Genomic DNA, 26,452 nt, shown 5'->3' with positions numbered 1-26,452 from the left:
GGAGACCACATGCGACAGCACCGCAGGGCGCTGGTCACCGGCGCATCCGGCGGCCTCGGCGCCGCCTTCGCCAGGGAGCTCGCCGCGCGCGGCGCCGGCCTGGTGCTGGTGGCGCGCGACGAGGAGGCGCTGGACGACCTCGCGCGGGAACTCCGCAAGCGGCACGGCACGGAGGTGACGGTCCTGGTGGCCGACCTGGCCGAGCCGGACGACCTCGCCCGGGTGGAGCGCCGGCTGTCCCAGGCGGACGAGCCCGTCGACCTGCTCGTCAACAACGCCGGCGTGATCGGCCAGGTGGGCCCGTTCGCCGCGCGGGACGCCGGCACCGAGGAGTACAACCTCCGCCTCAACGTGCTCGCCGTGCTGCGCCTCACCCACGCCGCCGTCGGCGCGATGGCGCGGCGGCGGCACGGCGGGGTCATCAACGTGTCGTCGGCGATGGGCTACCTGCACATCCCCGGCGGGGCGCCGTACGCGGCGGCCAAGGCGTTCGTCACCTCGCTCAGCCAGACGGTGCACAGCGAGGTGCGGGCGCTCGGGGTGCACGTGCTGGCGTTGTGCCCGGGGTCGACCCGCACCAACCTGCACCGCTCCCGCGGCAGGCGCGGCTGGACGCTCGGCAGGGTGCGCGAGCCGGAGTTCGTCGTGCACGAGGCGCTGAAGGCCCTGGAGGCGGGGCGGCCGGTGCACATCCCGGGCGGGGAGTACAAGCTGAAGGTGTTCCTCGCCCGGCACGCCCCCCGCCGCCTGGTGAACCGCCTGCTGTACCCCGGGTGGGACGTCGAGACCTCGCGCCGGCTGGCCGAGTCCTTCACGGCGTGAGCCGGGCCCGAACGAGAAACGTCCCGGCGGCCGGTCTCTTCCGAGGCCGGCCGCCGGGACATTTCCGTACTCCGTTCAGCTGAGGACGATCTGGCTGTGCTCACCCAGCACCAGCCGGTGCCCGGCCCGCACGGAGGTCGCGGTCCGCACGGTCGTGGCCCGCCCGATCAGCGAGCCGTGGATCCCGCGCACGTCGCGGATGACGGCGCGGTCCATGACGATCGAGTACTCCACGGCGGCGTCCTCGATGACGCACTGCTCCCCCACCGAGGTGTAGGGGCCGAGGTAGCTGCCGTCCACGATGGCCTCGGCGCCGACGACGAGGGGGCCGACGAGCCGCGACCGGGTGACCGTGGCGCCCTCCTCGACGACCACCCGCCCGATCACCTCGGTGTCCTCGTCCACCTTGCCCAGGATGCGCGGCCCGGCGTGGTCGAGGACCGCCTGGTTGCACTCCAGCAGGCTGTCGATCATCCCGGCGTCCCGCCAGAACCCCTGGTAGTGGTGCCCCCTGACGTCGTACCCCTTCTCGATGAGCCAGCCGATCGCGTCGGTGATCTCCAGCTCGCCGCGCGCGCTCGGCGGGATGGACCGTACGGCCTCGTGGATGACGGGGGTGAACACGTAGATGCCCATCAGGGCGAGGTTGCTCGTCGGGTTCTTGGGCTTCTCCTCCACCGCGACCACGCGCCCGCCGGCGTCCAGCACCGCGAGCCCGCCCTCCCGGGGGTCGGCCGGGTGGACGGTGATCTGGGCGTCGCAGGGGGCGGCCCGGAATCGGCCCACCAGCTCGTCGATGCCCTCCAGGACGACGTTGTCGCCGAGGTACATCAGGAAGTCGTCCCCGCCGAGGAACTCGCGGGCGATGACCACGGCGTGCGCGAGGCCGAGCGGCGCCGCCTGCGGAATGTAGGTGACCTTGATCCCGTACCGCTCGCCGTCGCCGACGATCTCGCGGATGTCCTCCATCCGGTCGCCGACCACGATGCCGACCTCGGTGATCCCGGCGTCGCGGATCGCTTCGAGGCCGTAGGCGAGGACCGGTTTGTTGGCGATGGGGACGAGTTGTTTGGGCATCGTGTGGCTGAGCGGGCGCAGACGGGTACCGCTGCCGCCCGAGAGCACGAGGGCTTTCATCGTTCCTCCTGAAGGGATACCGGCGTCAACACAACGGGTTTCTGATCGGGGGTCTCCTCCTGCCCGTCGGCGAACAGCCGTTTGACGCGTCCGCCGAACAGGGCCAGGGCGCCGGCGGCGGCGACGAGCGCCGCGCCGACGAGGAGGTAGTAGGCCGCCGGGGAGATCGCGGCGGACGCGCGTACCACGATGCTGCCGAGAGAGGCGCCGAAGGCCACGAAGAGCCAGTACAGGCCCATCATGCGAACCCTGAAGGCGGGCGGCGCGGCCCCGGCCACGGCGCTGAGGCCCACCGGGCCCAGCGTGATCTCGCCGCAGGCCTGCAGGAGGTAGACCGCGAGCAGCCACAGGACCGGTACGCGGCCGTCGCCGGCCTCGGCGGCGGCGCCGAACATCACCAGGAAGCTGGAGCCGGCGAGGACCAGCCCGAGCACGAACTTCTCCCGCACGCCGAACCGGTCGCCCAGGCGGAGCCACGTCCGGGCGAACAGCGGCGCGACGATGAGGATGATCAGCGGGGTGGCGCTCTGCAGCCACCCCGCCGGGAGGGTGAACGCGCCCACCGCCCGGTCGACGTGGTCGCGGGCGAACAGGTTGAGCAGGGATCCGGCCTGGCTGACGACCATCCAGAACAGTGCCGAGCAGAGCAGGAGCCAGGTGGCGGCGCCGAGCCGCCGCCGGTCCCCGGCCGACAGCGCCGGATCGCGCCGCAGCGCCCGCAGGGCCACCGGAGGGGCGACCAGGGAGACCAGGCCGAGCGCCATCAGGACGTGCTCGACGGAGAACGTGCCCGCGACGACGTCGGCGGCCACGAGGACGGCCACCACGGCGGCGGCGACGCCCGCCCTGCGGTAGAGCACGGCCAGCTCGGCGCGCGAGGCCCGCCGCACGGGACGCTCGCCCTGTCCTTCCAGGTGCCGTGCCCCGGCTGCGAACTGCGCGACGCCGAAGGCCATGCCGACGGCCGCGGCTCCGAAGCCCGCGTGCCAGCTGACGTACTCGCCCAGGAAGCCGGTCACGATCGGCGCGAGCATGGCGCTGACCTGGATGCTCATGTAGAAGATCGAGAAGGCGGCCTCGCGCTTCACCGAGCGGCCGTAGAAGCGGCTCAGCAACGCGCTCAGGCTGGGCTTGAGCAGCCCGGTGCCGAGCGCGATCAGCGCCAGCCCGGCGTACGCCGAACCGGTGACGGGCAGCGCCATGCACAGGTGTCCGGCGGTGATGAGGCATCCGCCGTACGTGACCGCACGGCGCTCGCCGAGGACCCGGTCGCCGATCCAGCCGCCGGGCTGGGCGAGCAGGAAGACCGTCGCCATGTACGCCCCGAACAGGGCGGCGGCGGTGGGGGCCGGCAGGCCGAGACCGCCGCGCTCGGCGGGGGTGACGGCGTACAGCACGAGGATGGCCTGCATCCCGTAGAAGCTGAACCTCTCCCACATGTCGGTGAGGAACAGCGTTGCGAACCATCGGGGGTAACGGGACCACGGGGACATGGGACTCTCCGCGCGAATCGTCGAATCGGTACCGCGTCCGTCCGACCATCTCGGAGAGGTCTCGTGCCGGGATCGAAGACGTCTGGATCGCTGTTCCAGTCACTCCCGAGTACGATAGGTTTCTCTTCTACATATAGACTGTATACTCTTATAGGGGGCGTGGTGGAAGTTCTCAACCTGGCCCGGTTGCAGTTCGCCGTGACGACCAGTCTTCACTTCCTGTTCGTCATCGTCACGCTGGGGCTCGCCCCCTTCGTCGCGTTCATGCAGACCCGCTATGCGATCACCGGTAAGCCGGTGCACGAGCGCATGACGAAGTTCTGGGGCCAGATCTACGTCATCAACTACGCGGTCGGCATCGTCACCGGCCTGTTACTCGAGTTCCAGTTCGGCCTGAACTGGACGGGGCTCACCGCCTACACCGGCAACATCTTCGGCGCGCCGCTCGCCATGGAGACGCTGGTCGCGTTCTTCCTCGACTCGACCTTCCTCGGCATGTGGATATTCGGCTGGGGGCGGCTGCCCAAGGCCGTCCACCTGCTGCTGTTCTACCTGGTCACCATCACCGCCTACGTCTCCGCCTTCTGGATCATCGTCGCCAACGGCTACATGCAGCACCCGGTCGGCGACGTCGTGGAGAACGGGGTCGCCCGCCTGGCCGACCTGTCGGCCCTGCTGACCAACCCCAACGCGCTCGCCGCGCTCAAGCACGTCGTGGCGGCGGCCCTGCTGATCGGCGGCTACCTCATCGCCGGGGTCAGCGCCTGGCACCTGCGCCGCGACACCGGCGACCGCGACCTGCACGGCCGCGCGCTGCGGCTCGGCCTCCTGGTGTCGTTCGCCGCCGCCTGGTTCACCAGCATCATGGGCTTCCAGCAGGCCGACCTGGTGGCCCGCACCCAGCCGAGCAAGGGCGTCGTCATCCAGCCGAGCAAGCTGCAGGAGCTCGGCGTTCCCGGGCCGACCGGCGACCTGGCCGCGGCAGGCGGCCCGCCCACCTGGATCAAGAGCTTCTTCAGCTGGATGCTGACCGTGGGCGAGATCTACCAGTACATCGGCCTGATCTTCGTGCTGCTCCTGATCGGCAAGTTCATCGAGCGGCGCCGCCTGGTGCTGCGCCTGCTCACCTGGATGATCCCCATCCCGTTCACCGCGGTCGTCTCCGGCTGGCTGGTGCGCGAGGTCGGCAGGCAGCCCTGGGCGGTGTACGGCCGGCTGAAGACCGCCGACGCGGTGGCCCCCCTGTCCTTCGGGCCCGTCCTGGCCTCGCTGGTCGTCTTCACCGCGCTGTACGTCGTCTGCGTCCTGACCGACTGGTACCTCATCGCCAGGTACGCCAGACGCGGGCCGGACGGCGTCGTGCTCGGCCGCACGATGGCCGACCTGGAGCCGCACGAGCGCCAAGAGAGCGTGTCCCCCGCTTACTGAGCCGCTGAGGAGAAGCGCAATGGATGTCTTATGGCTCACCGTCCTGGTTGTGATCCTGGGCGGCTGGTCGGTGCTCGACGGTTTCGTCATCGGTCTCGGCATGCTCCTGCCCAGGCTGGCCGACGGTCCCGTCGGGCGACGGCTCGTGCTGACCGGCATGGGACCGTTCTTCCTGCCCAACGAGGTGTGGCTGATCGCCGCGGCCGGGGTGATGACCGCCGCCTTCCCCCACTTCGAGGCCAACCTGTTGAGCGGCTGCTGGCCGATCGTCATCGCGATGCTGGCCTCGTGGATCGCCAAGGACGCCGCCACCTGGTTCCGCAGCCGCCGCGAGCCCGATCAGTGGCGCACATTCTGGGACAGGACCCTCGCCGCCGCGTGCCTGTGCTTCGCGCTGTCGTTCGGCCTGCTGGTCGGCAACATCCTGGAGGGTCTTCCCGGGGCGGGCGGGCGCGAGTTCCTGCGCCTGTTCAACCCGTTCACGGTGCTCTGCGCGCTCGCCACGGCGCTGCTGTTCGCGCTGCACGGGGCGAGCTTCGTCGCGCTGCGCGTGCCGGGCGCCCCAGCCGAGCGGGCCCGGCGTCTCGCGGCCATGCTCCTGCGGCCCGCGCTGGCCGCCCTGGCGCTGGCGGCCGTCGCGGGCGTGCTCTGGAGCGGCGTGCGGGACGCCGTCGTCTGGCCGGTGCCCGCCCTGGTGCTGCTCGTGGCCGGCGCCGCCGCGGTCGTCCTCTCCGGACGGGCCGCCACCGCACGGCCGGGCCGCGCATTCGCGCTGACCGCGATCGGCGCCGCGACGCCCGTGCTCGTGGCCCTGACCGGTCTCGGCGCCACCGTGCTCAAGGGAGGCACCGACGCCGCCTCGCTGTCGGCGTTCGCCTCCATGGCCGTCCCGGTGCTGCCGGTGCTGCTGCTGGCCCAGGCCTGGCTGTGGTGGACCTTCCGCCACCCCGTCGGCGACCGATCGCCGGTGTTCTTCTAGTCCCCCACCGGAAAGGGCCCGGCCGACCTTCGAGGTCGTCCGGGCCCTCCCCATGTGGCCGGTCCGTCAGCCCACCGGCTGCCGGCCGGCCGAGAGCATCGAGATGCGGCGCATGGTGTTCTTCTCGAACTGCTTGAGGAAGTCCTCCGGCGTCTCCACGTGACGCTCCTCGGCCATGTACGGGGCCAGCTTGCGCTCCATGTCGGGACGGCCACCACGCTTGGCCATGTACCGGGCCACGTCCTCCAGCTCGCCGTCGTACTGCACGACGCGGATCATCGAATCGTCCTTGACGAACAGCGCCACGGCCACGATCAGACCGACCTCCTGGCCGTTCTGGTCGCGCAGAGCCGGGCGGGCCTCCGCCTGGACCTCGCTGAAGACCTGCGCGATCTCCTTCTCGAATCCCGGCTTGACGCGGTACCGCAGCGCCGCGAGCTGCGCGCCCGGCACGTCCTGGATCGTGCGCTGCTGGACGCACAACATGGTGCTGCGCTTGAAGTACGACATGAAGCCCTCCACCGAGGAGGTGTCCCGCTCCTCGGCCAGGTACTGCGCGATGCGCTCCTCGGCCTCCCGCACGCCCCGCTGGGCTCCCATGTGGCGCGCGACGTCCTCCAGTTCGCCTTCGTACTGGATGGCCCGCACCATGACGTCGTCCTGGATGAACAGGCCCGTGCTGAGGATCCGTCCCGCCTGGCCGCCCTGGTCGTCGCGCATCACAGGGGTGTCGGCGCGCTTGAAGTTGGCCGGGGAGAAGATCTGGGCGATCTCCTCCTCGTGGCCGGGCTTGACTCGGTAGGTGATGGCGGCGAAGGCCATGGCACTCCTCTTTCCTGTGGGTTGACGATGTCCGCCCTGAGCTCCGGCAGCGGGCCGGCGAACGGTCCCGCGTCCCGGGGAAGAGCCTGCGGACGCTAGGGGAGCAGCACCGCCCCCGCGCCCGTGGCGACCAGCGCGGCGAGGGCGATCGCCGTGCGCAGCAGGTGCCAGTTGCGCCAGACGGGGCGCGGGTCGTTCCAGTCGGAGGGGATCGCGGTCACGTCGATCTCGTGCAGCGACCGGTTGATCGGGACGTTGCACAGGTGCGACACGAACTGACTGCCGAGCAGCAGGACGGCCGCGACCGCGAACGAGACGCGCGGCGCGCCCCGCAACGCGATCGCCAGAGCGATGTCGAGCAGCATCGTGGCGTTGACCAGCAGCGGCATCAGCGGGTGATACCCCTTGCCGAGCATCCGGTGCGTCTCCACATACCTGTCCGCCGGCATCGCGATCAGGGTCGGGAGCACGCTCACCGCCACCGCGACGAAGACGCCGGCGACGATCCCGGCGCCCACGAGAACCGCGACGCCCGCCACCTCGGCCAGCACGATCCGGTCACCTTCCCTCCGGTCGGGGCTGCTTGTGCGGACATGCTCGCCCCTCCGGCTCGAATGCCCCTAGAGGACGCATGGGGACTCGGGCTTCAGCGGCTTTCGAGGCGGATTCGAGAGCCGGTCTGGATGGTCGAACCCGGATCACGGTCGTGAGAAAGGTGGCGAGGTGACCAGAGTCCTCATGCTTCTCGCCCTGACCGGCAACGGTCTGGCGGCGGGCGTGCTGCTGTCGACCGTTCTCGGAGGCGTCCCGCTCCTGCTGTCCCTCCCGCCGGCGAGGTACGTGCACGCGCACGGCTTCCTCGCCCAGCGCTACGACCCGTTCATGCCGGTCACACTGGCCGCCACGGCGGTCGTCGACCTCGTGCTGGCGTGGCTCACCCCCGGCGTCGCGGGGCACGCGCTGTACGCGGCGGCGGCGCTGACGGTGGGCGGCGTGATGACGATCTCGGTGACGAAGAACGTGCCGATCAACAAGTACCTGATCTCACTCGACCCCGACACGTTGCCGGACGACTGGGATCGCCGCGACCCCCGCTACAGGTGGAGGACGTGGAACGCGGTGCGCACCACCCTCGCGGTGGCCGCGCTGGTGATCAATCTTGCGGCGAGCGCCACTGCGCTCCTTTGAGAAGGGACCGCGGCTGATGGAGAACAAATCACTGGGAATCGTGGGGCCGCCCTACTCGGGACAGCTGCCCGCGGCCGCCCGCCTGCTGCTGCTGACCAGCGGCAAACGCGTGTCGCAGGTCGTCCACCTGGTGGCCGAGCTCGACATCGCGAGCCGTCTCGCGGACGGCCCCCGCACGGCCGCCGAGCTGGCCGAGGACACCGGCTCGCACACCGAGTCGCTGGCGCGGGTGCTGCGCGCGGCCACCGCCATCGAGCTGCTGAAGGAGCTGCCCGACGGCACCTTCGCGCTCACTCCCCTGTCGGAGATGCTGCGCGGCGACAATCCCGACAACGTGCGTGACATCGTGCTGTTCAACGGCGGCGAGCTGGTCGGGGCGGCCCTCGCCGGCGCCATGCACACGGTGCGGACCGGCGAGCCCGCGTTCGAGCACGTCTTCGGCGTGCCGTTCTTCGAGTACCTGCAGACCGACCAGGAGAGCGGCGCGCTGTTCGACCGGGCCATGGAGCACATGAGCCGGGTCACCGCGCGCGGCCTCACCGACAAGATCCGGCCCGAGCGGTTCTCCCTCATGGTGGACGTCGGCGGCGGGCGCGGGCACTTCCTGGGCGCCCTGCTCCGCAGGACCCCGCTGACGCAGGGCGTGCTGTTCGACCTGCCCGGGGTGGGCCCGGAGGCCGAGCGGACCCTGGCCGAGCTGGGCGTCGCGGGCCGCGCCAAGTTCGTGGCGGGCGACTTCTTCCAGGAGGTGCCCTCCGGCGGCGACGCGTACGTGCTGAAGGCGGTGCTGCACAACTGGGACGACGAGGCCGCGCTGAAGATCCTTTCCCGGATCGGCGAGGCCATGACGGCCGGCGAGCACTCCCGCCTGTTCATCGTCGAGCAGGTGATCGGGCCCTCCAACCAATGGGACCACGCCAAGCTGCTCGACCTCGACATGATGATCAGGTTCGGCGGGCGCGAGCGCGACCTGTGGGAGTGGCGCGGCCTGATCGAGAAGGCCGGGTTCGAGCTCGTCGACACCCCCTCCACCGGCGCCTGGAGCGTCCTCGAATGCCGGAGGGCGTCGTGAACCTCGACCTGTCGGGAAAGAACGCCCTGGTCACCGGAGGCACCCGCGGCATCGGCCGGGCCGTCGTACGGGCACTGGCACAGGCGGGCGCGAACGTGACCACCTGCTACCGCTCCGACGAGGAGGCCGCCGCCGACCTGGCCCGGGAGCTGAAGGAGATCGGCGGCGACCACGCCGTCGTCCGGGCGGACGTCAGCCGTCCCGAGGACGTCGACGACCTCGTCGCCGCGTGCCGCGCCCGGCAGGGCGGCCTGGACGTCCTGGTCAACAACGCGGGGGTGATCGGCCACCAGCCGCTGGAACGGATGAGCCTCGACGAGTGGCACCGGGTCGTGACCAACGACCTCACCGGCGTGTACCTGGTGCTGCGGGGCACGCTCGACCTGCTGGGCGACGGCGCGTCCGTGGTCACCGTCGGGTCCGCCGCCGCTCTGCGCGGCCTGCCCGGCCGCGCGCACTACACGGCGGCCAAGTCGGGGCTCATCGGGCTGAGCCGCACGCTCGCCAAGGAGCTGGGGCCGCGCGGGATCCGGGTGAACGTCGTCGCCCCCGGCGTCATCGACACCGACGACCCGCCCGGCCAGGTGTCCGAACAGCAGCGACGCCTGACCTCCGTCATCGCCCTCGGCCGCCTCGGCCGCCCCGAGGAGGTCGCCGGAGTCGTCCTGTTCCTCGCCAGCGACCTCGCCCGCTACGTGACCGGCGAGACCGTCACGGTGGACGGCGGCTTCTGACCGGTCAGCCGGGACCGGCGAGCTCGAGCGAGGCGAGCTCGCCGCGGGACGCGACGCCCAGCTTGGGATAGGCCTTGTACAGGTGGTAGCCGACGGTGCGGGGGCTGAGGATCAGCTGGGCGGCGATGTCCTTGTTCGACAGGCCCTGCGCCGCCAGGCGCACGATCTGCAGTTCCTGCGGGGTCAGGTCGGCCAGGATCCCCCGGGCCCGCGACTGCGGGGCCTTCGTGCCGGTCGCCTCCAGCTCCGCCCTGGCGCGGTCGGCCCAGGGGCGCGCGCCCAGCCGCTCGAACGTCTCCAGCGCCTCACTCAGGTGGCCGCCCGCGGCGGCCTTCCGGCGGCACCTGCGCAACCACTCGCCGTACAGCAGCGACGTGCGGGCGTGCTCGAACGGCTGGTCGCGGTGCTTCAGCGCGGCCAGGTAGCGGTCCTCGACCTCGGCGTCGGAGCCCAGCAGGGCGCGGCACCGCTCCGCCAGGGACCGGGGCAGAGGCTGCTCGGAGAGCTCCGACCAGCGTTCGTACCGGGCGAAGGCCCGCCGGGCGCGTTCGGGATCGCCGTGACGCACGGCGGCCTCGACCAGGTCGGGCACGCTGCGCATGGCCGAGATGTGGTACCAGCCCGGCCCCTGGGCGAGGGACTCCAGCCGCGTGAGCGCGGCCCCCACCCGGCCGTACCCGAGGTCGAGCACGGCGCGCGCCCAGTCGACCCACAGGGCGCCCTGCATCGGGACCACCGCCCCGCCCAGCGCCTGCTCGCAGAGCCGGAGGCACTCCTCCTCGTCCCCGGCGAGCGCGGCGAGGTAGGCCAGGACGCTCTGCAGCTGGATGACCCACTGGTGCTGGCCGGTGTCCTCGGCGATGCGCAGCGCGGTGGAGACGGTGGTGAAAGCGTCGTGGTGGCGTCCCTCGTGGAAGATCTCCGCCTCCGCCAGGAAGAACAGCACCGTCGGCAGCATGCCGATGCGTCCCTGCGCCCGGCAGTCCTCCGCCACTCGCGTGATGATCTCCAGCGTGTGGACGTCCGCCCCGATGACGAGTGAGGCCCCCGCCACCAGCAGCTGCTCACGAGGATGCTCACTCGTCAGCACCTTCCGCGCCTCGGCCACGCAGTCGCTCAGGCGGGGAAGGCCGTCGTCGTTCCCTTCGACCAGACGGGTGAAGGCCCCGGCCTGCACCCGTGCCACGAGCCCGGCCGGCTCGCCGGGCGGGAGCGAGATCTCGCGCAGCCGCCGCGCCACCTCCTTGAGGTCGGGTTCACCGACGTACCACCCCGTGTGGAAGGCCTGCGTCAGCATGCGCACCGCCTGGGCGGGCGCGGTCTCGCGGACGAGGTCGGCGGCCGACAGCACCCGCCGGTGGGCGTCGCCGTAGCGTCCCCGCCAGAAGTCGGCGGTGGACTGGACCAGGAGGAGCCTCCCCCGCAGCAGCGGGTCGTCGACGCGTCCGCCAGCCTCCTGGGCGAGCGTCCCCGCCCGGTCGAGTTCACCCGCCTCCGTGGCGGCCTCGGCGGCCAGGGCGAGCCGTCTGACCCGGTCGCCGGGGTCGTCGGTGAGCGCGGCGGCGCGTTCGTAGGCGGTGGCCGCCGCGGCGTACCCGCGGCGGTCGGCGGCACGCAGGGCGGTGCGCTCCAGCTCGCCCGCCGCCCGCTCGTCGGAGCCGACGGCCGCGGCCGCGCGGTGCCAGGCCCGGCGGTCGGCGTTGTGGTCGCCGGTCAGCACCTCGGCGAGCGCGGCGTGGACGGCGAGGCGCAGGCTCAGCGGCGCCCGCTGGTAGACGGCCTCCCGGATCAGGGGATGGCGGAACGCCACGGCCCGCTCGTCGACCGCGACCAGCCCGGCCTTCTCCGCCGGCAGCAGGTCGGCGGCGCCGATGCCGAACCGCTCCCCCGCCGCCAGCACCTCCCCCAGCCTGTCGGCCACGGCCGCGACCAGCAACAGGGTCTGGGTCGGCTCGGGGAGATGGTCGACCTGCCCGGCGAACGCCGCCCGCAGCCTGCTGGTCAGCGGGAGGGCGCCCGGCCGCTGGGCGGTGGCGTCATCCCGCAGCGCGGCGGGCAGCTCGATCAGCGCCAGCGGGTTGCCCTGCGCCTCGGCCAGGACGCGGTAACGCAGGGCCGGGGACAGCGTGGCGTCCTCCAGCATCGCGGTCGCGGCGGCGGCGCTCAGCCCCCGCAGCCTGATCTCCGGAAGGCCGGGCATGTGGTCGCCCCGGGTCGCCATGATCAGCCCGACGCCCTCGGCGCCCAGCCGCCGCGCGGCGAAGGTCAGCGCGTCCAGCGAGGAGCGGTCCAGCCAGTGCGCGTCGTCGACGAGGCAGAGGACGGGCCCGTCCTCTGCCGCCTCCGCCAGCAGGGAGAGCACGCCGAGGCCGACCAGCAGGCGGTCGGCGCCCCGCGCGTCGGCCAGGCCGAAGGCGCCCTGCAGGGCCAGCCGCTGCGGCTCGGGGAGCGCCGCCATCCGGTCGAACACCGGACGGATCAGCAGGTGCAGCCCGGCGAACGCCAGGTCGCTCTCGGACCGCACGCCGACACTCCGCAGAATTTGCAGGTCGGCGCCGTTCGCCATCGCGTGTTCCAGCAGCGCCGTCTTGCCGATGCCCGGCTCCCCGCGCACCACCAGGACCCCGCTGCTCCCCGTGCGCACCTCGGCGATGAGCCGGTCGATGGCCGATATCTCCGCTTCTCGTCCGTGCAGCACGCAGGACACGCTACCTATACGAATACGGTCACAGCGACCGTAATTGCCGATGTATGACGGATTCCCCGGCCGGCGAATGTCCGTAACTTCGTGACCTGCAACGACACGAAGCAACGGAGGAAGACATGAGCGACATCAACGAGCTCGTCACCCGGTACATGGCCACCTGGAACGAGACCGACCCGGTCGCCCGCCGCGCCGCCATCGACGAGATCTGGGCCGAGGACGGCACCTACACCGACCCGATCGCCGTCGCCGAGGGCCGCGACGCCATCGACGCCACGATCGCCGCGGTGCAGGGCCAGTTCCCGGGCCTGGTCTTCACCCTGGCCGGCGCGGTGGACGCCCACCACGACATCGCCCGCTTCACCTGGGAGCTCGGCCCGGCCGGTGGCGAGTCCCTCGTCGTGGGCTTCGACGTCGCGGTCCTCACCGCCGACGGGCGCATCGGCAAGATCCTCGGCTTCCTCGACAAGGTGCCCGCCGGCGTCTGACCCACCGCCGTACGGCCCGCACCGGCCCGCCGGTGCGGGCCGGCTCCGGGCACCGCCCCGCGGGAACCTCATGACCTCCCACGTAATCGCCAAGACACACCACCGGCGGCCAAGCTTTGCGTGGAACGACGGACACGAGCAGGAGAAGGAACCTTGACCACCATCACGTCACCGAAGCCGGCGCGCGTGGCACCGGCGGCCCCCGCCGGATGGGGAAGCCTGCTGGTGCTCCTCACCGGCGTCTTCATCACCACCCTCGACTTCTTCATCGTCAACGTGGCCATCCCGGCGACGCAGCGGGACCTGAACGCCGGCCCGTCGGCGATCCAGTTCATCGTCGCCGGATTCGGCATCGCCCTCGCCGCCGGGCTCGTCATGGGCGGGCGCCTGGGCGACCTGTACGGACGGCGCCGGCTCTTCGCGATCGGCCTGACCGTCTTCACCCTGGCCTCGGCGGCCTGCGGTGAGGCCCCCACCGCCGGGTTCCTCGTCGGCGCGCGCATCGTCCAGGGCATCGGCGCGGCCCTGCTGATGCCGCAGGTCCTGGCGCTCATCAACACGCTCTACACCGGCGAGCACCGGGCCAAGGCGTTCAACGCCTACGGCATGGCCCTCGGCTTCGGCGGCGTGTTCGGGCAGCTCATCGGCGGCGTGCTCATCAACGCGGACATCGCGGGCCTCGGCTGGCGCAGCATCTTCCTGATCAACGTCCCGGTGGGCATCGTCACGCTGGCGCTGACCCCGCGGCTGATCCCCGAGTCCCGCTCCCCCGGCGGCGCCCGTCTCGACCTGATCGGCACCGCTCTGGTGTCCCTGGGCCTGGTGGCCGTGGTGTACCCGCTCGTCCAGGGGCAGCAGCAGGGCTGGCCGGCGTGGACCTGGCTCTGCCTGGGCGCCTCGGTCGTCCTTCTCGCCACCTTCGCCCTGTACCAGCGCCGGGCCGCCGCGCCCCTGGTCGACCCCGCCCTGTTCCGCGCACGCTCGTTCTCCGCGGGCGTGGTGGTCAGCCTGATCCACGCGATGACGATGGGTTCGTTCTTCCTGGTCCTGGCGCTCTACCTGCAGGAGGGCCGCGGCCTGGACGCCCTCGGTTCCGGTGTGATCTTCCTTCCCCTGGGCATCGGCTACTTCGTCTCCTCGGCCCTGTCCGGCAAGGTCGCGGCCCGGCTCGGACGCCAGGTCGTCGCGGTCGGCGCCCTGGTCCTCGCGGCCGGATACGCGACCCTCGCCGAGACGGCGTCGGCCCTGGGCACCGGGGGCGCGGTCGAGTGGACCATCCCGGGCCTGGTCGTCTCCGGTGCGGGGATGGGCCTCATCATGGCGCCGCTGCCCTCGTTCGTCCTGGCGGGAACCGATCCCCGCCACGCCGCCTCGGCCTCGGGAGTCCTGAGCACCGCCCAGCAGGCGGGCGGCGCGATCGGCGTGGCCCTGGTCGGGATCGTCTTCTACGGCACCCTGGGCACCCCCGCTCCGGCCCACTACCCCCACGCCTTCGCCCTCGGCCTGGCCCTGCTGATCGGCCTCGCCGTCGCCGTCGCCGCCCTGGTCCAGGCCCTCCCCCGCCCCACCCGCTGAACCACACCCCCGCGGCCGACCCCTCCCGGCCGCCCCGTCCGGGCCCCTCCAACCGAGGGGCCCGGACCCAGTCATGTCCGAGCCCCTCACAACTCCGAGAACAGCCCGCCCACGTGCGCCGCCCACTCCTCGCCGTCCGGCACGAGGGGATCAAGAACGGGCGGGGTCGTTCGTGCTGTCGGGCGCGGCCCGGGTCGCGCTCCAGGTCGTCCCGAGGACGCCGATCGCGGCCAGAGCAGAGGCCGCCTGCTCAGGATCGCTGACCGGCCAGAGCGGTTCGGCTTTCCCGCCGGGCGGGCACAGGACGTAGGTCGCCCCCTTCGGCACCTCGTCGACGGTGATCGTGCCCAGACGCTCACCGTCCGAGCCCCAGACGTCCAGTTCCGGAGGGCCATGGCTCACGGACCCCACGCCCACCTGGTGAGTGGTGCCGACCTTCAATGTGATTCGCCTGCTGATCAGAACCGACAGCCCTTTGTCCCGCAGATGAGGGACCAGCGCCACCAAGTGGCTCAGTAGCCGCTGCGAGTGCTTTTCGGGCCGGCTCGAAGACCAGGCCGGACGCGTTTTCTGGAAGGCCATGCGGCAACGGTATGAGCAGGTCGAACATGCACACCAGATCGATTTCGTGTCACTTCACAGCCATCAGAAATGGAAGTGACACGGCGGACGCCGCATCCTAGTACTCAAGTCTGATGAAATCGGCCAAATCCCTCATATCCCCGGTGAGGGTACGCCTTTTACCGATTATGTCGTTGAGAAGGTCTTTCGCGTAACGCTGGTTGACGATCCACTCCGGGGAGTCCTGCCGGATACGTTGCAGGATCTCGAACGCGGCTCCCTGCTCATGTGTACGGCAGTGGGCGCTCGCCACGTCGAGCAGGTGACGGTTCCTGTTGTTGGACGTCGGCTTCAGTCCCGACGTCGGGATGTTCCGCGAGAGCTGGAGAACCTTGTCCGGCCGGTCCTCGATCATGGCGTTCTCCGTCCGCTTCATGGCGACCGTGACCGGACCGAACGTACGCAGGAAGTCCTCGGCAGGAGCCATGTCACGGCCCATCGCGACCGCGGCCGTACGGGCGAGCCGCATGGCGTCCTCCGCCTCACCAGGTCTGTTGTCACGAACGGCGGCGGCGGACATGCGAAGCAGCAGCCAACCCCAGGCCGACAGTTCGTTCGGCGTCGCCCGAGAGATCCGAGGTTCGACGTCATCCGCCCAGCTGGTCGCCATCTGCCGGGCCTGCTCAAGATCACTTTGACGCAGCAGCAGCCAGCAACGCGTGCTCACGATCGACGCGGCATCGAGGGGGTCGTCGGCATCGTCCAGCCCACGGGACAGGGCGAGGTCGGCGTCGTCGTACTGCCGGGTCTGGGTGAGCAGCCAACCCGTCAGGTGAAGGAGACGAGAACGCAGGGGACGAGCCGATCGGTCGGCGTCGACAAGCGCGTCGGTGTCCCTGAGCAGCGCTGGAAGGACCACGCTCAACCGGGAGTAGCGGTCGTCCTTCCACAGCGGCATCGAGGCTCCGATAGCGTCCGTGATCCCCTCGACCGTCGGCGGGTCGTCCGGTCGCCCTCCGAGCCCGCGAAGCGCCCACCGGACCGGCGCCCACAGGTCATCGATATGCCCTTCGTACGTCTCCGGGCCGGTCAGCAGGCCGGTCGTCGGCACGCGGAGCGCGACGGCCAGTTTTCGAACCGTCTCCAGCCGTACGTCCGCACGATTTCCCTGTTCGAGCTTGCGAATAAGAGACACGGAAACGCCCGACACCGCAGCGAGCTCGGCCTGGCTCAGTCCACGCCGCTTGCGAACATTCGAAATCCGCTCACCTATCGTGGCCATGAATTCCATGCTAGACCCGCGAGCAGGACGCGCAGAGGAAACTCGTACCTCCGGTGGAACGCGAAGTGCGACCGATGCACCTGCGCGGCGGACGGTCGAACGCGGGGTCAGGGTCGCCTGGAAAAACTGCGCCGAAGGCACCATTTCGAGGCGGAAACGACGAGTGGGGGCCGGTTCGGCGGGAAGCGGCCCCCTGGGAGGCGGTCAGGCGGTGACCGGGGCGCGGAGTTCGGGGACGCCGGAGGTGTCGGATTCCAGGACGACGTACGGGTCGTCCATCTCGTACCAGCCGAGCCCCGGCGGGCAGCGGTCGTAGCCGAGCAGGCGCCGGACCTCCTCCGGGTAGGCCAGGACGGCCTCCTTCGGCACGGCGAGGTACTGGTTCTCCTCCTGGCGGAGGTTGCCGAGGTCGAGGGCGATGGTCATGCCGGTGCGCGGGGTGTCGGTGGTGTTCTTGCCGCCGCCGTGGTAGACGCCGCCGAGCCAGATCAGGCCGGACCCGGCCCGCATGACCGTCGGGTACGCCTCGTGGGCCTCCGGGGCGCGTTCGTCGTCCCAGTGGTGGCTGCCCGGGATGACCAGGGTGCCGCCGTTCTCGGCGGTGAAGTCGCTCATCGCCAGCATCAGCTGCACCCGGCTGGTGGGGCCGGGGTGGGTGCGCAGGTGGAGCGCGTCGTCACGGTGCAGCGGCTGCTTGCCCTGCCCCCCGTGGATCTCGATCAGCTGGGTGCCGCTGATCTGGATGGTCGGGGTCATCTCAACCCGCGACTTGCCGATCCACATGGGCACCGGCTTCTGCATGATCTTGCGCGCGGCCCCGAGGTAGAGGGGCTGCGTCACGACCGGCGTCAGATGCGCGGTGCGGGCGAAAAGGGATGAAACGCGTCTGGTGCGCTTGCCGTTGTACCAGTCGTCGCCGTACGGGCACGCGTCGAGGGCCGGCCCGAGGTCGTCCCACAGGGCCGCCAGCGTGGCATCGTCGACGAAGTCCTCGACGATGACGCCACCGTCGCGTTCCAGGATCTCGACGACCTCGTCGAGATCGGCGTCGGGTCTCACCCGGCTCAGACCTGCCATCACGGACCACCTCTTCTCAAATGACTGCCTGGTACGGCCGCGCGACGGCGCCTGCCGCGCGCGGCCTCCAAAGCCGACCGGCCCACGCCGGTCAGACCGCCGACGGGCTCTCTGCCCTGGCCACGACCATGCGGACGAACCCGGCGAGGTCCGGGTCCTCCTCGAAGATGTCGCCCACCTCGATGGAGACGCCGAGCGCGTCCTCGACCCGGGAGACGAGCCGGTTGGCGGAGATCGACTCGCCGTTCAGCGCGAAGAACGTCTCGTCCTCCTCGCCGTCCTGGACCTGCAGGACGTCCCGCCAGATCTCCTCGACCTTGGCCTCGATACCGTTGATGTCGCTCATTTCGGTGTCCTCTCGCTTGCCGCTGTCGGCTTACTGCTTCCGGTCGAAGGGCGCGTCGGGCGCGGTGACGGCACGCTCCAGGACACGCTGGAACTCCGAGGCCATGCGGTGCATCGTCGCCTCCTCGAAGAGGTTGGTGTTGAACCCGAGGGTGCCGACGATGTCGCCCGAGGAGTCGATCTCCAGGTGCCACATCGCGCCGTCCGGGATGTCGCCGCCGACGGGCTGCGACAGCAGCCGCCTGCGGATCTCCGAGTAGGTGACGTCGCCGGCCTTCTCGCCGTCGGTGGCGAGCGGCGACCGGAAGACCTGGAAGGCGCACACGGCGCGGTCGTCGGCGATCGACGGCAGCATCAGCTCCGGCGCCTCCTGCAGGACCTGCGCGAAGGGGATGTCGTGCGTGTAGGCCTCGATGCAGGTGGCGCGGGTGCGCCCGACCGCCTCGCGGAAGGTCGCGCATCCGGCGAGGTCGATCCTCAGGGGGACGAAGTTGAAGAACGACCCCACGGTGTCCTGGAACCGCGCCTGGGCGCGGCCGGAGGTGAAGGTGGGGACGACGATGTCGTCGATCCCGGTGATCTCGCGCAGCAGCGTGGCGTAGACGGTGAGCAGCACCATGAACGGCGAGGCGCGCATCTGCTTGGCGACGCCCGTCACGCCGGAGGTCAGCTCGGCCGGGATCCAGAAGCGGTGCCAGGAGGTCGTCTTCGGCAGGTCCGCCGACCTCGGATGGTCGGTCGGGGTGGCGAGGATGCGGGCGCCGGCGAGTTTCTCCCGCCAGTACGCCCGCTGCGCCGCCGCGCCGCCCTCGGCCGCGCTCTCCTGCTCCCAGCGGGCGTACTCCTGGTACTGGCGCGTCCGCGGAAGGTTTCCGGGGTGGCCCGTGCGGGCGGCGTAGAAGCCGGCGAGGTCGCGCATGATCAGGCGCATCGACCACTCGTCGGCGGCGGTGTGGTGGGCGATCAGCACGAGCACCGCGTCGCGGTCGTCGAACCGGCCGAGGACGGCGCGCAGCAGCGGCAGGTCGTGGATGCCGTAGGCGCCGGACTCGATCTCGATGAGCAGCTGTTCGGCGCGCAGCTCGCGCTCCTCGCGGTCCACGCCGGTGAAGTCGTGCACGAGCAGCACCGGAGGGGACGGCGGGAGCACCTTCTGGTACCGCGCGCCCTCCTCCCGGACGATGAGCGTGCGGAGGGCCTCGTGCCGCGCCACGACGTCGTCCAGGGCGTCCTGGAGCGTGGCCTCGTCGACCGGGCCGTCCAGCCGCCAGCCGCACACGATGTTGTACTTGGGGCCGAACGGCCCTTCCTCGTCGCCCTTGTCGAAGTTGCAGAGGAATTCCTGGTTGAAGGAGAGCGGAATGCGGTCCGCCAGGCCGTCCGGCGCGTGCGGCGCCTCAGAGATCGTCATGGTGTCCGAGTCCTCCTTCGGATTTCCGCGCGCGACTCCGGCGCCCCGGTGCGGCGGCGCCGCGGGCGATCCGTTCGACGGGCGGAACCGCCGTCGGACGGTTTTCAAAGGCTCGTGAGGAGACCGAGCGGCCGCCCGGCTCGGGAAAGGATGCGCGCGGCCATATCCACTGACTTTAACGATCCCGAGCCGGGGGCTGGTTCTTCGGAATTGCGCTCTTTTCGCGAGCGCCGTCTTTCAGCGGAGCTCGATCTCCGCGCTTCCGGCGACCTTGAGGAATTCGCCCCGCGACAGCGCGGCGGCGATCAGCTCGATGTCGTCGGACATGTAGCGGTCGCTCTCCAGCGTCGGCACCAGCGAGCGCACCAGCTCGTAGGCCGCCTTGCCGGCCCGGCTCAGCCCGTCGTAGCGCCCGGAGACGTCCACGGCCTGGGCGGCGGCGAGGAACTCCACCGCGAGGATCCTGTTGTTGTTCGCCAGGACGCGGCGGGCGTTGCGGGCGGCGATCAGGCCCATGCTGACCACGTCCTGGTTGTCGCCGTTGGACGGGACGCTCTGGGTGCTGGCCGGGCCGATGGTGCGGTTCTCGGCGACCAGGGCGGTCGCGGGGTACTGGGCGCCGGCGAAGCCGCTGTTCAGGCCGGGGTCGCCCTTGACGAGGAACTCGGGCAGGCCGTCGCTGAGGTGCCGGTTCAGCAGGCGGTTGGTGCGGCGCTCGGAGAACACGCCGAGCTGGGTGAGCGCGATGGTGACGTAGTCCATGGCGAACGCGATCGGCTGGCCGTGGAAGTTCGCGCCGTGGAAGATCTCCTTGCCCTCGAAGAACAGAGGGTTGTCGTTGGAGGAGTTGAGCTCGATGCGCAGCTTCTCGGCCGCGTGGTACAGCGTGTCGCGGACGGCTCCGACGACCTGCGGGATCGCGCGCAGCGTGTAGGCCTTCTGGATGTAGACCTCGGTGCGGGAGACGCCGTCGCCCGACTGCTGCTCCTTGGCCTGGCGGCGCAGCTCGGCGTGCTCCAGGGTGAGGCCGCTGCCCTTGATCAGCGACCGGATGTTGGCGGCGGTGTCGATCTGCCCCCGGTGCGGGCGCGCCACGTCGTGGCCGTCCGCCAGGAAGGGGCTGGTCGAGCCGCGCAGGGTCTCCACGACCAGCGCGGTGACGATCTCGGCCTGCCGCACCTGGTCGAGGGCCCGGCCGACGACGAGGGAGCCGAGGCCCGTCATCCCGGAGGTGCCGTTGATCATGGACAGGCCCTCTTTGAAGCGCAGCTGGAGCGGCTCGATGCCGTGCTCGCGCAGCACCGTGCCGGTCTCCACCCGCTTGCCCTCGCGCAGCACGTACCCCTCGCCGATGATCGTGCTGGCGATGTGGGCGAGCGTCGCGAGGTCGCCGCTGGCGCCGAGCGAGCCCACCTCGGGGATGGCCGGGGTGATGCCCAGGTTGAGGTACAGGGCCAGGCGCTCCAGCAGCTCCGGCCGGACCGCCGAGTAGCCCCTGGCCAGGGCGTTCAGCCGGGCCGCGACGATCGCCCGCGCCTCGTCCTCGGCGAACAGCTGTCCCACGCCGGCGCTGTGGCTGCGCACCAGGTTGGTCTGGAGCTCCACCTCCTTGGAGGTGTCGACCAGCATGTAGATCATCTCGCCGTAGCCGGTGGTCACGCCGTAGACGGGGATGCCCTGCCGCACGGTGTCCTCGAACATGCGCCGGCTGGTGGCGGCCCTGGCCAGAGCCGCCGGGGCGACGCTGACCGTGGCCCAGTCCTCGGCGACCCGCCGGACATCTGCGATCTCCAGGTTCTCACCGTCGAAATCAACTGACAGCTCGGTTTCGACCAGAGTCACGTTCTCTCACCCCATCATGGTTTGGGTAACAACTGCTTTCGGTACGGCTTGGGGCAGCGCGCGCCGGTCGACCTTGCCGCCGACGTTGCGCGGAAGCCTGTCGAGGGCCGTGAAGGACACCGGCGGCATCGCCGCCCCGAACCTCCGCCGCAGCACGGCCCGCCAGACGTCCGGCCTGCTCTCGGGCGCGGGGCGGGGCACGACGTACGCCACCAGGCGGGCCACCAGGCCGTCGGCGCCGCGCACCGCGGTCACGGCGCACTCGGCGACCGACTCGTGCGCGGCCAGCGCCGCCTCGATCTCGGTCAGCTCCATGCGGACGCCGTTGAACTTGACCTGGAAGTCCTCGCGCCCGCCGAACTCCAGCACGCCGTCGGGCCGCACGAGGCCGAGATCGCCGGTCCGGTACGTCGGGCCGTCCGGGCCGCCCGGCCCGTCCAGCGGGACGAAGGGGGCCGTCTCGGCGCCGGCGGCCCCGACGTAGCCGGGCGTGACGTGCGGGCCGCGGACCACGATCTGGCCGGTGACCCCGGCGGGGCGGGGACGGTCCAGCTCGTCCACCACCAGGACCTCCCGGCCGGGGATGGGACGGCCGATCGGCGTCATCCCCTCCACCGGTCCGGTGACCTCGTGCCAGGTGGCCAGGATCGACTCGGTCGGCCCGTACAGGTTCACCAGCCTGGTGGACGGCAGGGCCGCCCGCAGGCCGTTCGCCAGTTCCCCGGGCAGCGGCTCGCCGGCGAGCAGGAGGTGGTCCAGCCAGGACGGCGCTCCCCCGGCGGCGATCGCCTCCAGCAGCCGGCGCGCGAAGCTCGGGACCGTCTGGAAGAGGTTAATCCGCTCGGCGTCCAGCCAGGCGGCCAGCCTTTCCGGGTTGGCCCGCGCCCTTTCCGGCACCGGGCACAGCGTCGCCCCCGCCGTCAGCGCGGCGAATATCTCGACCAGGCTCGCGTCGTAGCCGGGCGCCGCCCACTGCGCCACCCGCGCGCCGGGACCGATGCCGAACTCCCCGGCGAACCAGGTGACGAACTCCGCCAGCGTGGCGTGGCTCTGCGCGATGCCCTTCGGCCTGCCGGTCGACCCGGAGGTGTAGGCCACGTAGGCCCGCCCGCCGGGCTCGGCCGGAACCGGGTGCGCCCGTTCCCCGGCGGGGTCCAGGGCGGCGAGGTCGACGACGGCGCCGCCCAGTTCGGCGGCGAACCACCGGGCCAGCTCGTCGCGGGCGCCGTCGCCGTCCACCACCAGGCAGGACGGCCGGACGTCGGCGAGCACGACCCTGCCCCGCTCCCCGGCGTCGCCGGTTCCGACGCAGACCAGGTGGGCTCCCGCGTCGAGGACGCCGAGCAGCGCGGCGACCTGCCGCGGCCCGCGCGGCGTCCGCACCGCCACCGGCGTGCCCTCGACGCCGCCGAGGGCCCGCAGGGCGGCCGTGACCGGCGCCGCCCGCTCCTCCAGTTCCCGGTAGGAGAGGATCTCCCCCTCCCAGACCACCGCCACCGCGTCCGGCAGGCGCCGGGCGCGCTCGTGGACCAGTTCGTGCACCGCCCGGCCGGCCGCGGGGAGGGCCCCGGGCGCGCGGACGGAAGACGCCTCAGTCACTCGTCATCCCTTCGAGTCCTGGCGGAGCGGACCGTCGGTCGTCCTCGCGGGACGGCCGTCAGGAGACGGAGACCCTGCTCTGGCCGGCGGTCTCGGCCGTCCGGCCCCTCGGACGGTCCGGGGACGGCTTGGTCAGGCCCGCGGCGGCCAGCAGCACGCGCAGGACGAACTTCGGCTTCATGAGGGTGCTGGGGTGCTCGACCTGCCCGGCGACGCGCATGTACCCGGCGGTGACGCGGCTGTCGCGGGCGGCGGCGGTCTGCACGAGCGCCATGAACGCCTGCTCGAACTTCAGCGACAGCGGGCGCTTGCCCTCGACGCCGGGGAAGCCGAGGTCGACGTTGTGGGTCATCTGCCACGGCGGGTCGATGACGTTGCGGGCCAGGTCGCGGAAGTAGTCCAGCGGCTGCGGGGCCGCGCCGCTGTGCAGGTGCTCGCGGATGGTCAGCGCCGACAGCGCGGCGACGGTCATGCCGCCCGCGTAGACGGGGTTGAACGTGGTCACCGCGTCGCCGACGACGAGCAGGCCGTCGGGGAAGCGGTCCATGTCCTCGTAGCGGCGGCGCAGCGTGGTGGGGAAGCTGAACCGCACCGGGTCCTCGAGCGGCTCGGCCTGGGTGACCGCCTCGTAGATCTCGGGGATGCCGAGCGAGCGGATGAACTCGAACAGCCCGGCCTGGTCGGTCGGCGGGTGGTCGCCGAGGATGCCGTAGGTCGTCATCTCGGCCCGGTCGCCGTCGGTCTTGGCGAACAGGATGCCGCGCGGCAGCTTGGGCCAGGCGACACCGTTGATCGACAGGTCGCCGCGGTAGGGGTCGTTGCGCAGCCGGTAGTGCTGGGTGACGTAGCCGAGGCCGATCTTCTTGCGGTCCTCCTTGACCCTCTGGTAGCCGAGGTCCTCCAGCCAGATGGGGGTCCGGGAGCCGCGCCCGGTGGCGTCGACGACGAGGTCGGCCTCGATGACCTCCACGCCGTTGTCGGCGTCGAGGTTCTGCACCCGGACACCGGTGATCTTCCGGCGGTCGGGGGTGGCCTCCAGGCCGAGGATGTCGTGCCGCTCGGCGAACCGCACGTTGCCCAGGGCCTCGGTGCGGCGGCGCACGTGGTACTCCAGCATCGGGCGGCTGGCGCCGACGCACAGCATGTCGGCGTTGCGCTGCTTGAGCCGCTTGCCCCGGACGTACCAGCGGACGGTGCCGGCGAGGTCGCCCTTGGGCACGCCGTCGGCGAACAGCTCCTCGGTGATGCCCGGGTACATGCTCTCGATGGCCCGCTGGCCCCGGGTGAGCAGGCCGCTGATGTGCCGTCCCTGCGGGCAGCCGCGCCGGGGCTCTCTCACGCCGACCAGCAGGTCGCGGTCGACTATGACGACTTCGTCGTAGACGTCGGCGCACACCCTGGCCGCGAAAAGCCCGCCAAGGCTTCCGCCGAGCACCACAGCGCGCGTGTTGCCGTCGTTGCCCATCTGGTCATCTCCTCGAATTTCCGTATATTGATCCGGCATCGTCTGTACGGCTGTCGGTCAACTGGCAATGGATGGGCTTTTCCCGCCCGATGGCCGCCCCCGTCTTTTCGCATGGGCCTTTGAAACCGAGGTCTCCCCCCGGGCGCCGGGGAGTTCCCATGCGTGCGGTCCGTCCGCCGATCGGCACCGCTTCATCGTCACGCCCGATCTGACGGGAACGCATCTCTCGGAATGCTGTGCTGAAGGGCCTTCGCGGCCCGGTTCTTCTGCCGGTCGGCACCCTTAATAGAATGCGGTTATCCGGTGAAGAGAGCCCGCCGCCTAATGGAACCGCGCGCGGGAAACGACACCGCAATTACAAAGATGTGAGCCGTGCGCGCGGATGTGAACCTGACCGCATGGCCGAGTTCAACGGTAAGACCGTATTGATCACCGGTGGCGGCAGCGGGATGGGCCTGGCCACCGCGAAGCGACTCCTCGGCGCCGGCGCCCGCGTGGTGCTCGCCGGCCGTGACGAGGAGCGCCTGGAGAAGGCGGTGAAGGAGCTCGACGCCGGCGAGGACGTCCTCGCGGTGCCCACCGACGTGGCCCGCACCGCCGACCTCGACCGGCTCGTCGAGCGCGTGCGCGAGCGGTACGGCAGCCTCAGCGGCGTGTTCGCCAACGCCGGGATCGCCGCCTTCTCCCGCAGCGCCGACGTCACCGAGGCCGACTTCGACCACGTCGTCGGCATCAACTTCAAGGGCGTCTACTTCACCATCACCAAATCGCTGCCCATCCTGGAGGACGGCGGCTCGGTGGTGCTCAACGGGTCCTGGCTGACCCACAAGGGCCTCGCCTTCACCTCGGTGTACGCCGCGACCAAGGCCGCCGTCATCAGCCTGGCCCGCACGCTCGCCTCCGACCTCGGCACGCGGGGCATCCGGGTCAACGCCATCAGCCCCGGCTACATCGTGACCGACATGTTCGAGGCGGTCGCGGGCTCGGAGGAGGCCAAGGAGGAGCACCGTGGCCATGTGGCCCTCGGCCGGCTCGGCAGTGCCGCCGACATCGCCGACACCGCGTTCTTCCTGCTGTCGTCCCGTTCGTCCTACATCACCGGTCAGGAGATCGTCGTGGACGGCGGCCTGACCACGTCCGTCCCCCTCTGACCCCCGCGCCCGCCCGCCGCCGTCCCCCACACGAGGAGCTGCAGTGATCGACTTCCGGCTGGACGACGAGTACGAAGCCCTGCGCAAGACCGTCGAGGACTTCGCGCACTCCGAGGTCGCGCCGGTCATCGCCGGTTTCTACGAGCGCGAGGAGTTCCCGTACGAACTGGTCGCCAAGATGGGCCGGATGGGCCTGTTCGGCCTGCCCTTCCCCGAGGAGTACGGCGGCGGTGGCGGCGACTACCTGGCGCTGTGCCTGACGCTGGAGGAGCTGGCGCGGGTCGACTCCTCGGTGGCGATCGCGGTGTCGGCCGGGGTGTCCCTCGGCGCGATGCCCATCCACCGCTTCGGCACGCCGGAGCAGAAGGAGCGGTGGCTGCCCTCCCTGTGCTCCGGCGAGGCACTGGCGGCGTTCGGGCTGACCGAGCCGGGCGGCGGCACCGACGCGGGCGCGACGCGCACCCGGGCCGTCATGGACGGCGGTCACTGGGTGATCGACGGCAGCAAGTCGTTCATCACGAACTCGGGCACCGCCATCACGCGCCTGGTCACCGTCACGGCGGTGACCGGGGAGCGCCAGGGCGGCCGCAAGGAGATCTCGGCGATCATCGTGCCGTCGGGGACGCCGGGCTTCTCGGTGGCGCCGAAGTACTCCAAGGTCGGCTGGTGCGCCTCCGACACCCACGAGCTGTCCTTCACCGACTGCCGGGTGCCCGAGGAGAACCTTCTCGGCGAACTCGGCCGAGGGTACGCGCAGTTCCTGTCGATCCTGGACGAGAGCCGGCTGGCCCTGGCGGCGGTCGGCGTCGGGCTCGCCCAGGGCTGCGTGGACGAGTGCCTGAGGTACGTGCGCGAGCGGGAGGCCTTCGGACGCAGGATCGGCGAGTACCAGGCGATCCAGTTCAAGATCGCCGACATGGAGGCCCGCACGCACACCGCGCGGCTCGCCTACTACCAGGCCGCCTCCAAGCTGCTGCGCGGCGAGCCGTTCAAGAAGGACGCCGCCATCGCCAAACTCGTCTCCTCGAACGCGGCCATGGACAACGCGCGGGAGGCCACCCAGATCTTCGGCGGGTACGGCTTCATGAACGAGTTCGCCGTCGGCCGCTTCTACCGCGACGCGAAGATCCTGGAGATCGGCGAGGGGACGAGCGAGGTGCAGCGGATGCTCATCGCCCGGCACCTCGGCCTGTCCTTCTGACACCTCCGCCCCTCTGCGACCGCCCGGTAGCTGATCGTCGCCCGCCTCGGCGTACCCGTCCGGCACACCGGGCGGG

23 protein-coding genes are annotated in these 26,452 nt (G+C 71.2%); 10 read left to right on the top strand and 13 right to left on the bottom strand.

All coding sequences use genetic code 11. The features are described 5' to 3' along the window. The first annotated feature begins 9 nt into the window (after positions 1-9). A complete protein-coding gene (locus tag KIK05_RS11135; protein WP_214410559.1) occupies positions 10-822 on the top strand; it encodes an SDR family NAD(P)-dependent oxidoreductase in 813 nt (270 codons plus the stop codon). 75 nt (positions 823-897) lie between these two features. Here the strand turns inward: KIK05_RS11135 and KIK05_RS11130 are convergent, their stop codons facing one another. After that, positions 898-1,959 carry a glucose-1-phosphate thymidylyltransferase gene (locus KIK05_RS11130; protein ID WP_214410558.1) on the bottom strand — a complete coding sequence of 354 codons (1,062 nt, stop codon included), beginning with the start codon at positions 1,957-1,959 and terminating at the stop codon, positions 898-900. Beyond that, on the bottom strand, positions 1,956-3,452 hold the full coding sequence (locus KIK05_RS11125) for a peptide MFS transporter (protein WP_214410557.1): 1,497 nt from the start codon (positions 3,450-3,452) through the stop codon (positions 1,956-1,958). Before KIK05_RS11125 ends, KIK05_RS11130 begins: the two co-directional genes overlap by 4 nt. 162 nt (positions 3,453-3,614) lie before the next feature. Here KIK05_RS11125 and KIK05_RS11120 point away from each other — a divergent pair, with 162 nt between their 5' ends. Together KIK05_RS11120 and KIK05_RS11115 are read left to right on the top strand one after the other, a co-directional pair. Beyond that, positions 3,615-4,880, top strand: coding sequence for a cytochrome ubiquinol oxidase subunit I (locus tag KIK05_RS11120; protein WP_214410556.1), 1,266 nt, complete (start codon positions 3,615-3,617; stop codon positions 4,878-4,880). A 19-nt stretch (positions 4,881-4,899) separates the two neighbouring features. Next, positions 4,900-5,859 (top strand): cytochrome d ubiquinol oxidase subunit II, encoded by a 960-nt coding sequence (locus KIK05_RS11115; protein ID WP_214410555.1) that lies wholly within the window; start codon positions 4,900-4,902, stop codon positions 5,857-5,859. A gap of 66 nt (positions 5,860-5,925) precedes the next feature. Here the strand turns inward: KIK05_RS11115 and KIK05_RS11110 are convergent, their stop codons facing one another. Continuing rightward, positions 5,926-6,681, bottom strand: coding sequence for a SchA/CurD-like domain-containing protein (locus KIK05_RS11110; RefSeq protein WP_214410554.1), 756 nt, complete (start codon positions 6,679-6,681; stop codon positions 5,926-5,928). Between the two features lie 95 nt (positions 6,682-6,776). Beyond that, positions 6,777-7,232, bottom strand: coding sequence for an anthrone oxygenase family protein (locus tag KIK05_RS11105; protein ID WP_308249856.1), 456 nt, complete (start codon positions 7,230-7,232; stop codon positions 6,777-6,779). 172 nt (positions 7,233-7,404) lie between these two features. Between KIK05_RS11105 and KIK05_RS11100 the strand changes: the two genes are divergently transcribed. From KIK05_RS11100 to KIK05_RS11090, 3 genes are read left to right on the top strand one after another with little or no spacing between them, the layout of a single operon-like run. Further along, the gene (locus KIK05_RS11100; protein ID WP_308249855.1) at positions 7,405-7,869 is read left to right on the top strand and encodes an anthrone oxygenase family protein; all 465 of its coding nucleotides are present in this window, start codon (positions 7,405-7,407) and stop codon (positions 7,867-7,869) included. A 16-nt stretch (positions 7,870-7,885) separates the two neighbouring features. Next, a complete protein-coding gene (locus KIK05_RS11095) occupies positions 7,886-8,941 on the top strand; it encodes a methyltransferase (RefSeq protein ID WP_214410553.1) in 1,056 nt (351 codons plus the stop codon). After that, positions 8,923-9,675 (top strand): SDR family NAD(P)-dependent oxidoreductase, encoded by a 753-nt coding sequence (locus KIK05_RS11090; protein WP_250562623.1) that lies wholly within the window; start codon positions 8,923-8,925, stop codon positions 9,673-9,675. The genes KIK05_RS11095 and KIK05_RS11090 overlap by 19 nt, the downstream gene beginning before the upstream one ends. Before the next feature lie 4 nt (positions 9,676-9,679). Here the strand turns inward: KIK05_RS11090 and KIK05_RS11085 are convergent, their stop codons facing one another. After that, positions 9,680-12,373, bottom strand: coding sequence for an AAA family ATPase (locus tag KIK05_RS11085; protein WP_214410552.1), 2,694 nt, complete (start codon positions 12,371-12,373; stop codon positions 9,680-9,682). Positions 12,374-12,498: 125 nt separating this feature from the next. Between KIK05_RS11085 and KIK05_RS11080 the strand changes: the two genes are divergently transcribed. Both KIK05_RS11080 and KIK05_RS11075 read left to right on the top strand, forming a co-directional pair. Continuing rightward, the gene (locus KIK05_RS11080) at positions 12,499-12,867 is read left to right on the top strand and encodes a nuclear transport factor 2 family protein (protein ID WP_214410551.1); all 369 of its coding nucleotides are present in this window, start codon (positions 12,499-12,501) and stop codon (positions 12,865-12,867) included. Positions 12,868-13,020: 153 nt separating this feature from the next. Beyond that, the gene (locus KIK05_RS11075) at positions 13,021-14,442 is read left to right on the top strand and encodes an MFS transporter (RefSeq protein ID WP_214410550.1); all 1,422 of its coding nucleotides are present in this window, start codon (positions 13,021-13,023) and stop codon (positions 14,440-14,442) included. Positions 14,443-14,592: 150 nt separating this feature from the next. Here the strand turns inward: KIK05_RS11075 and KIK05_RS11070 are convergent, their stop codons facing one another. The 8 genes from KIK05_RS11070 to KIK05_RS11035 all read right to left on the bottom strand — a co-directional run bounded on the left by KIK05_RS11070 (position 14,593) and on the right by KIK05_RS11035 (position 24,024). Continuing rightward, a complete protein-coding gene (locus KIK05_RS11070) occupies positions 14,593-15,024 on the bottom strand; it encodes a hypothetical protein (RefSeq protein WP_214410549.1) in 432 nt (143 codons plus the stop codon). 97 nt (positions 15,025-15,121) lie between these two features. Continuing rightward, positions 15,122-16,285 carry a helix-turn-helix domain-containing protein gene (locus tag KIK05_RS11065; protein WP_250562622.1) on the bottom strand — a complete coding sequence of 388 codons (1,164 nt, stop codon included), beginning with the start codon at positions 16,283-16,285 and terminating at the stop codon, positions 15,122-15,124. Positions 16,286-16,489: 204 nt separating this feature from the next. Continuing rightward, positions 16,490-17,362: a phytanoyl-CoA dioxygenase family protein gene (locus tag KIK05_RS11060; protein ID WP_214410547.1), complete on the bottom strand. Its 873-nt coding sequence runs from the start codon at positions 17,360-17,362 to the stop codon at positions 16,490-16,492. Between the two features lie 91 nt (positions 17,363-17,453). Beyond that, positions 17,454-17,708 (bottom strand): phosphopantetheine-binding protein, encoded by a 255-nt coding sequence (locus KIK05_RS11055; RefSeq protein WP_214410546.1) that lies wholly within the window; start codon positions 17,706-17,708, stop codon positions 17,454-17,456. Between the two features lie 30 nt (positions 17,709-17,738). After that, positions 17,739-19,118: a condensation domain-containing protein gene (locus tag KIK05_RS11050; protein ID WP_214410545.1), complete on the bottom strand. Its 1,380-nt coding sequence runs from the start codon at positions 19,116-19,118 to the stop codon at positions 17,739-17,741. Positions 19,119-19,355: 237 nt separating this feature from the next. Further along, complete coding sequence (gene cmdF / locus KIK05_RS11045; RefSeq protein ID WP_214410544.1) at positions 19,356-20,960, bottom strand: tyrosine 2,3-aminomutase; 1,605 nt, start codon at positions 20,958-20,960, stop codon at positions 19,356-19,358. 6 nt (positions 20,961-20,966) lie between these two features. Next, positions 20,967-22,559, bottom strand: a complete 1,593-nt coding sequence (locus KIK05_RS11040) for an amino acid adenylation domain-containing protein (RefSeq protein ID WP_214410543.1) — start codon at positions 22,557-22,559, stop codon at positions 20,967-20,969. Positions 22,560-22,617: 58 nt separating this feature from the next. Continuing rightward, positions 22,618-24,024, bottom strand: a complete 1,407-nt coding sequence (locus tag KIK05_RS11035) for an NAD(P)/FAD-dependent oxidoreductase (protein WP_214410542.1) — start codon at positions 24,022-24,024, stop codon at positions 22,618-22,620. 398 nt (positions 24,025-24,422) lie between these two features. Here KIK05_RS11035 and KIK05_RS11030 point away from each other — a divergent pair, with 398 nt between their 5' ends. Beyond that, entirely contained in the window at positions 24,423-25,175 is a 753-nt protein-coding gene (locus tag KIK05_RS11030) for an SDR family NAD(P)-dependent oxidoreductase (RefSeq protein ID WP_214410541.1), read from the top strand. A gap of 46 nt (positions 25,176-25,221) precedes the next feature. Continuing rightward, positions 25,222-26,376: an acyl-CoA dehydrogenase family protein gene (locus KIK05_RS11025; RefSeq protein ID WP_214410748.1), complete on the top strand. Its 1,155-nt coding sequence runs from the start codon at positions 25,222-25,224 to the stop codon at positions 26,374-26,376. Positions 26,377-26,452: the final 76 nt, after the last annotated feature.

This window comes from Sphaerisporangium fuscum (genome assembly GCF_018531465.1).
In the GTDB taxonomy this organism is placed as follows: domain Bacteria; phylum Actinomycetota; class Actinomycetes; order Streptosporangiales; family Streptosporangiaceae; genus Sphaerisporangium; species Sphaerisporangium fuscum.
Note: the sequence above shows the minus strand (reverse complement) of the source record. Positions and strands in the feature narration are given on the sequence as shown.

What these genes read in the sequence shown, in the direction of transcription:
- KIK05_RS11135 (WP_214410559.1), top strand. Translation starts at nt 10, where the DNA reads ATGCGACAGCACCGCAGGGCGCTGGTCACCGGCGCATCCGGCGGCCTC.
- KIK05_RS11130 (WP_214410558.1), bottom strand. Translation starts at nt 1,959, where the DNA reads ATGAAAGCCCTCGTGCTCTCGGGCGGCAGCGGTACCCGTCTGCGCCCG.
- KIK05_RS11125 (WP_214410557.1), bottom strand. Translation starts at nt 3,452, where the DNA reads ATGTCCCCGTGGTCCCGTTACCCCCGATGGTTCGCAACGCTGTTCCTC.
- KIK05_RS11115 (WP_214410555.1), top strand. Translation starts at nt 4,900, where the DNA reads ATGGATGTCTTATGGCTCACCGTCCTGGTTGTGATCCTGGGCGGCTGG.
- KIK05_RS11110 (WP_214410554.1), bottom strand. Translation starts at nt 6,681, where the DNA reads ATGGCCTTCGCCGCCATCACCTACCGAGTCAAGCCCGGCCACGAGGAG.
- KIK05_RS11095 (WP_214410553.1), top strand. Translation starts at nt 7,886, where the DNA reads ATGGAGAACAAATCACTGGGAATCGTGGGGCCGCCCTACTCGGGACAG.
- KIK05_RS11090 (WP_250562623.1), top strand. Translation starts at nt 8,923, where the DNA reads ATGCCGGAGGGCGTCGTGAACCTCGACCTGTCGGGAAAGAACGCCCTG.
- KIK05_RS11080 (WP_214410551.1), top strand. Translation starts at nt 12,499, where the DNA reads ATGAGCGACATCAACGAGCTCGTCACCCGGTACATGGCCACCTGGAAC.
- KIK05_RS11070 (WP_214410549.1), bottom strand. Translation starts at nt 15,024, where the DNA reads ATGGCCTTCCAGAAAACGCGTCCGGCCTGGTCTTCGAGCCGGCCCGAA.
- KIK05_RS11065 (WP_250562622.1), bottom strand. Translation starts at nt 16,285, where the DNA reads ATGGCCACGATAGGTGAGCGGATTTCGAATGTTCGCAAGCGGCGTGGA.
- KIK05_RS11060 (WP_214410547.1), bottom strand. Translation starts at nt 17,362, where the DNA reads ATGGCAGGTCTGAGCCGGGTGAGACCCGACGCCGATCTCGACGAGGTC.
- KIK05_RS11055 (WP_214410546.1), bottom strand. Translation starts at nt 17,708, where the DNA reads ATGAGCGACATCAACGGTATCGAGGCCAAGGTCGAGGAGATCTGGCGG.
- KIK05_RS11050 (WP_214410545.1), bottom strand. Translation starts at nt 19,118, where the DNA reads ATGACGATCTCTGAGGCGCCGCACGCGCCGGACGGCCTGGCGGACCGC.
- KIK05_RS11035 (WP_214410542.1), bottom strand. Translation starts at nt 24,024, where the DNA reads ATGGGCAACGACGGCAACACGCGCGCTGTGGTGCTCGGCGGAAGCCTT.
- KIK05_RS11030 (WP_214410541.1), top strand. Translation starts at nt 24,423, where the DNA reads ATGGCCGAGTTCAACGGTAAGACCGTATTGATCACCGGTGGCGGCAGC.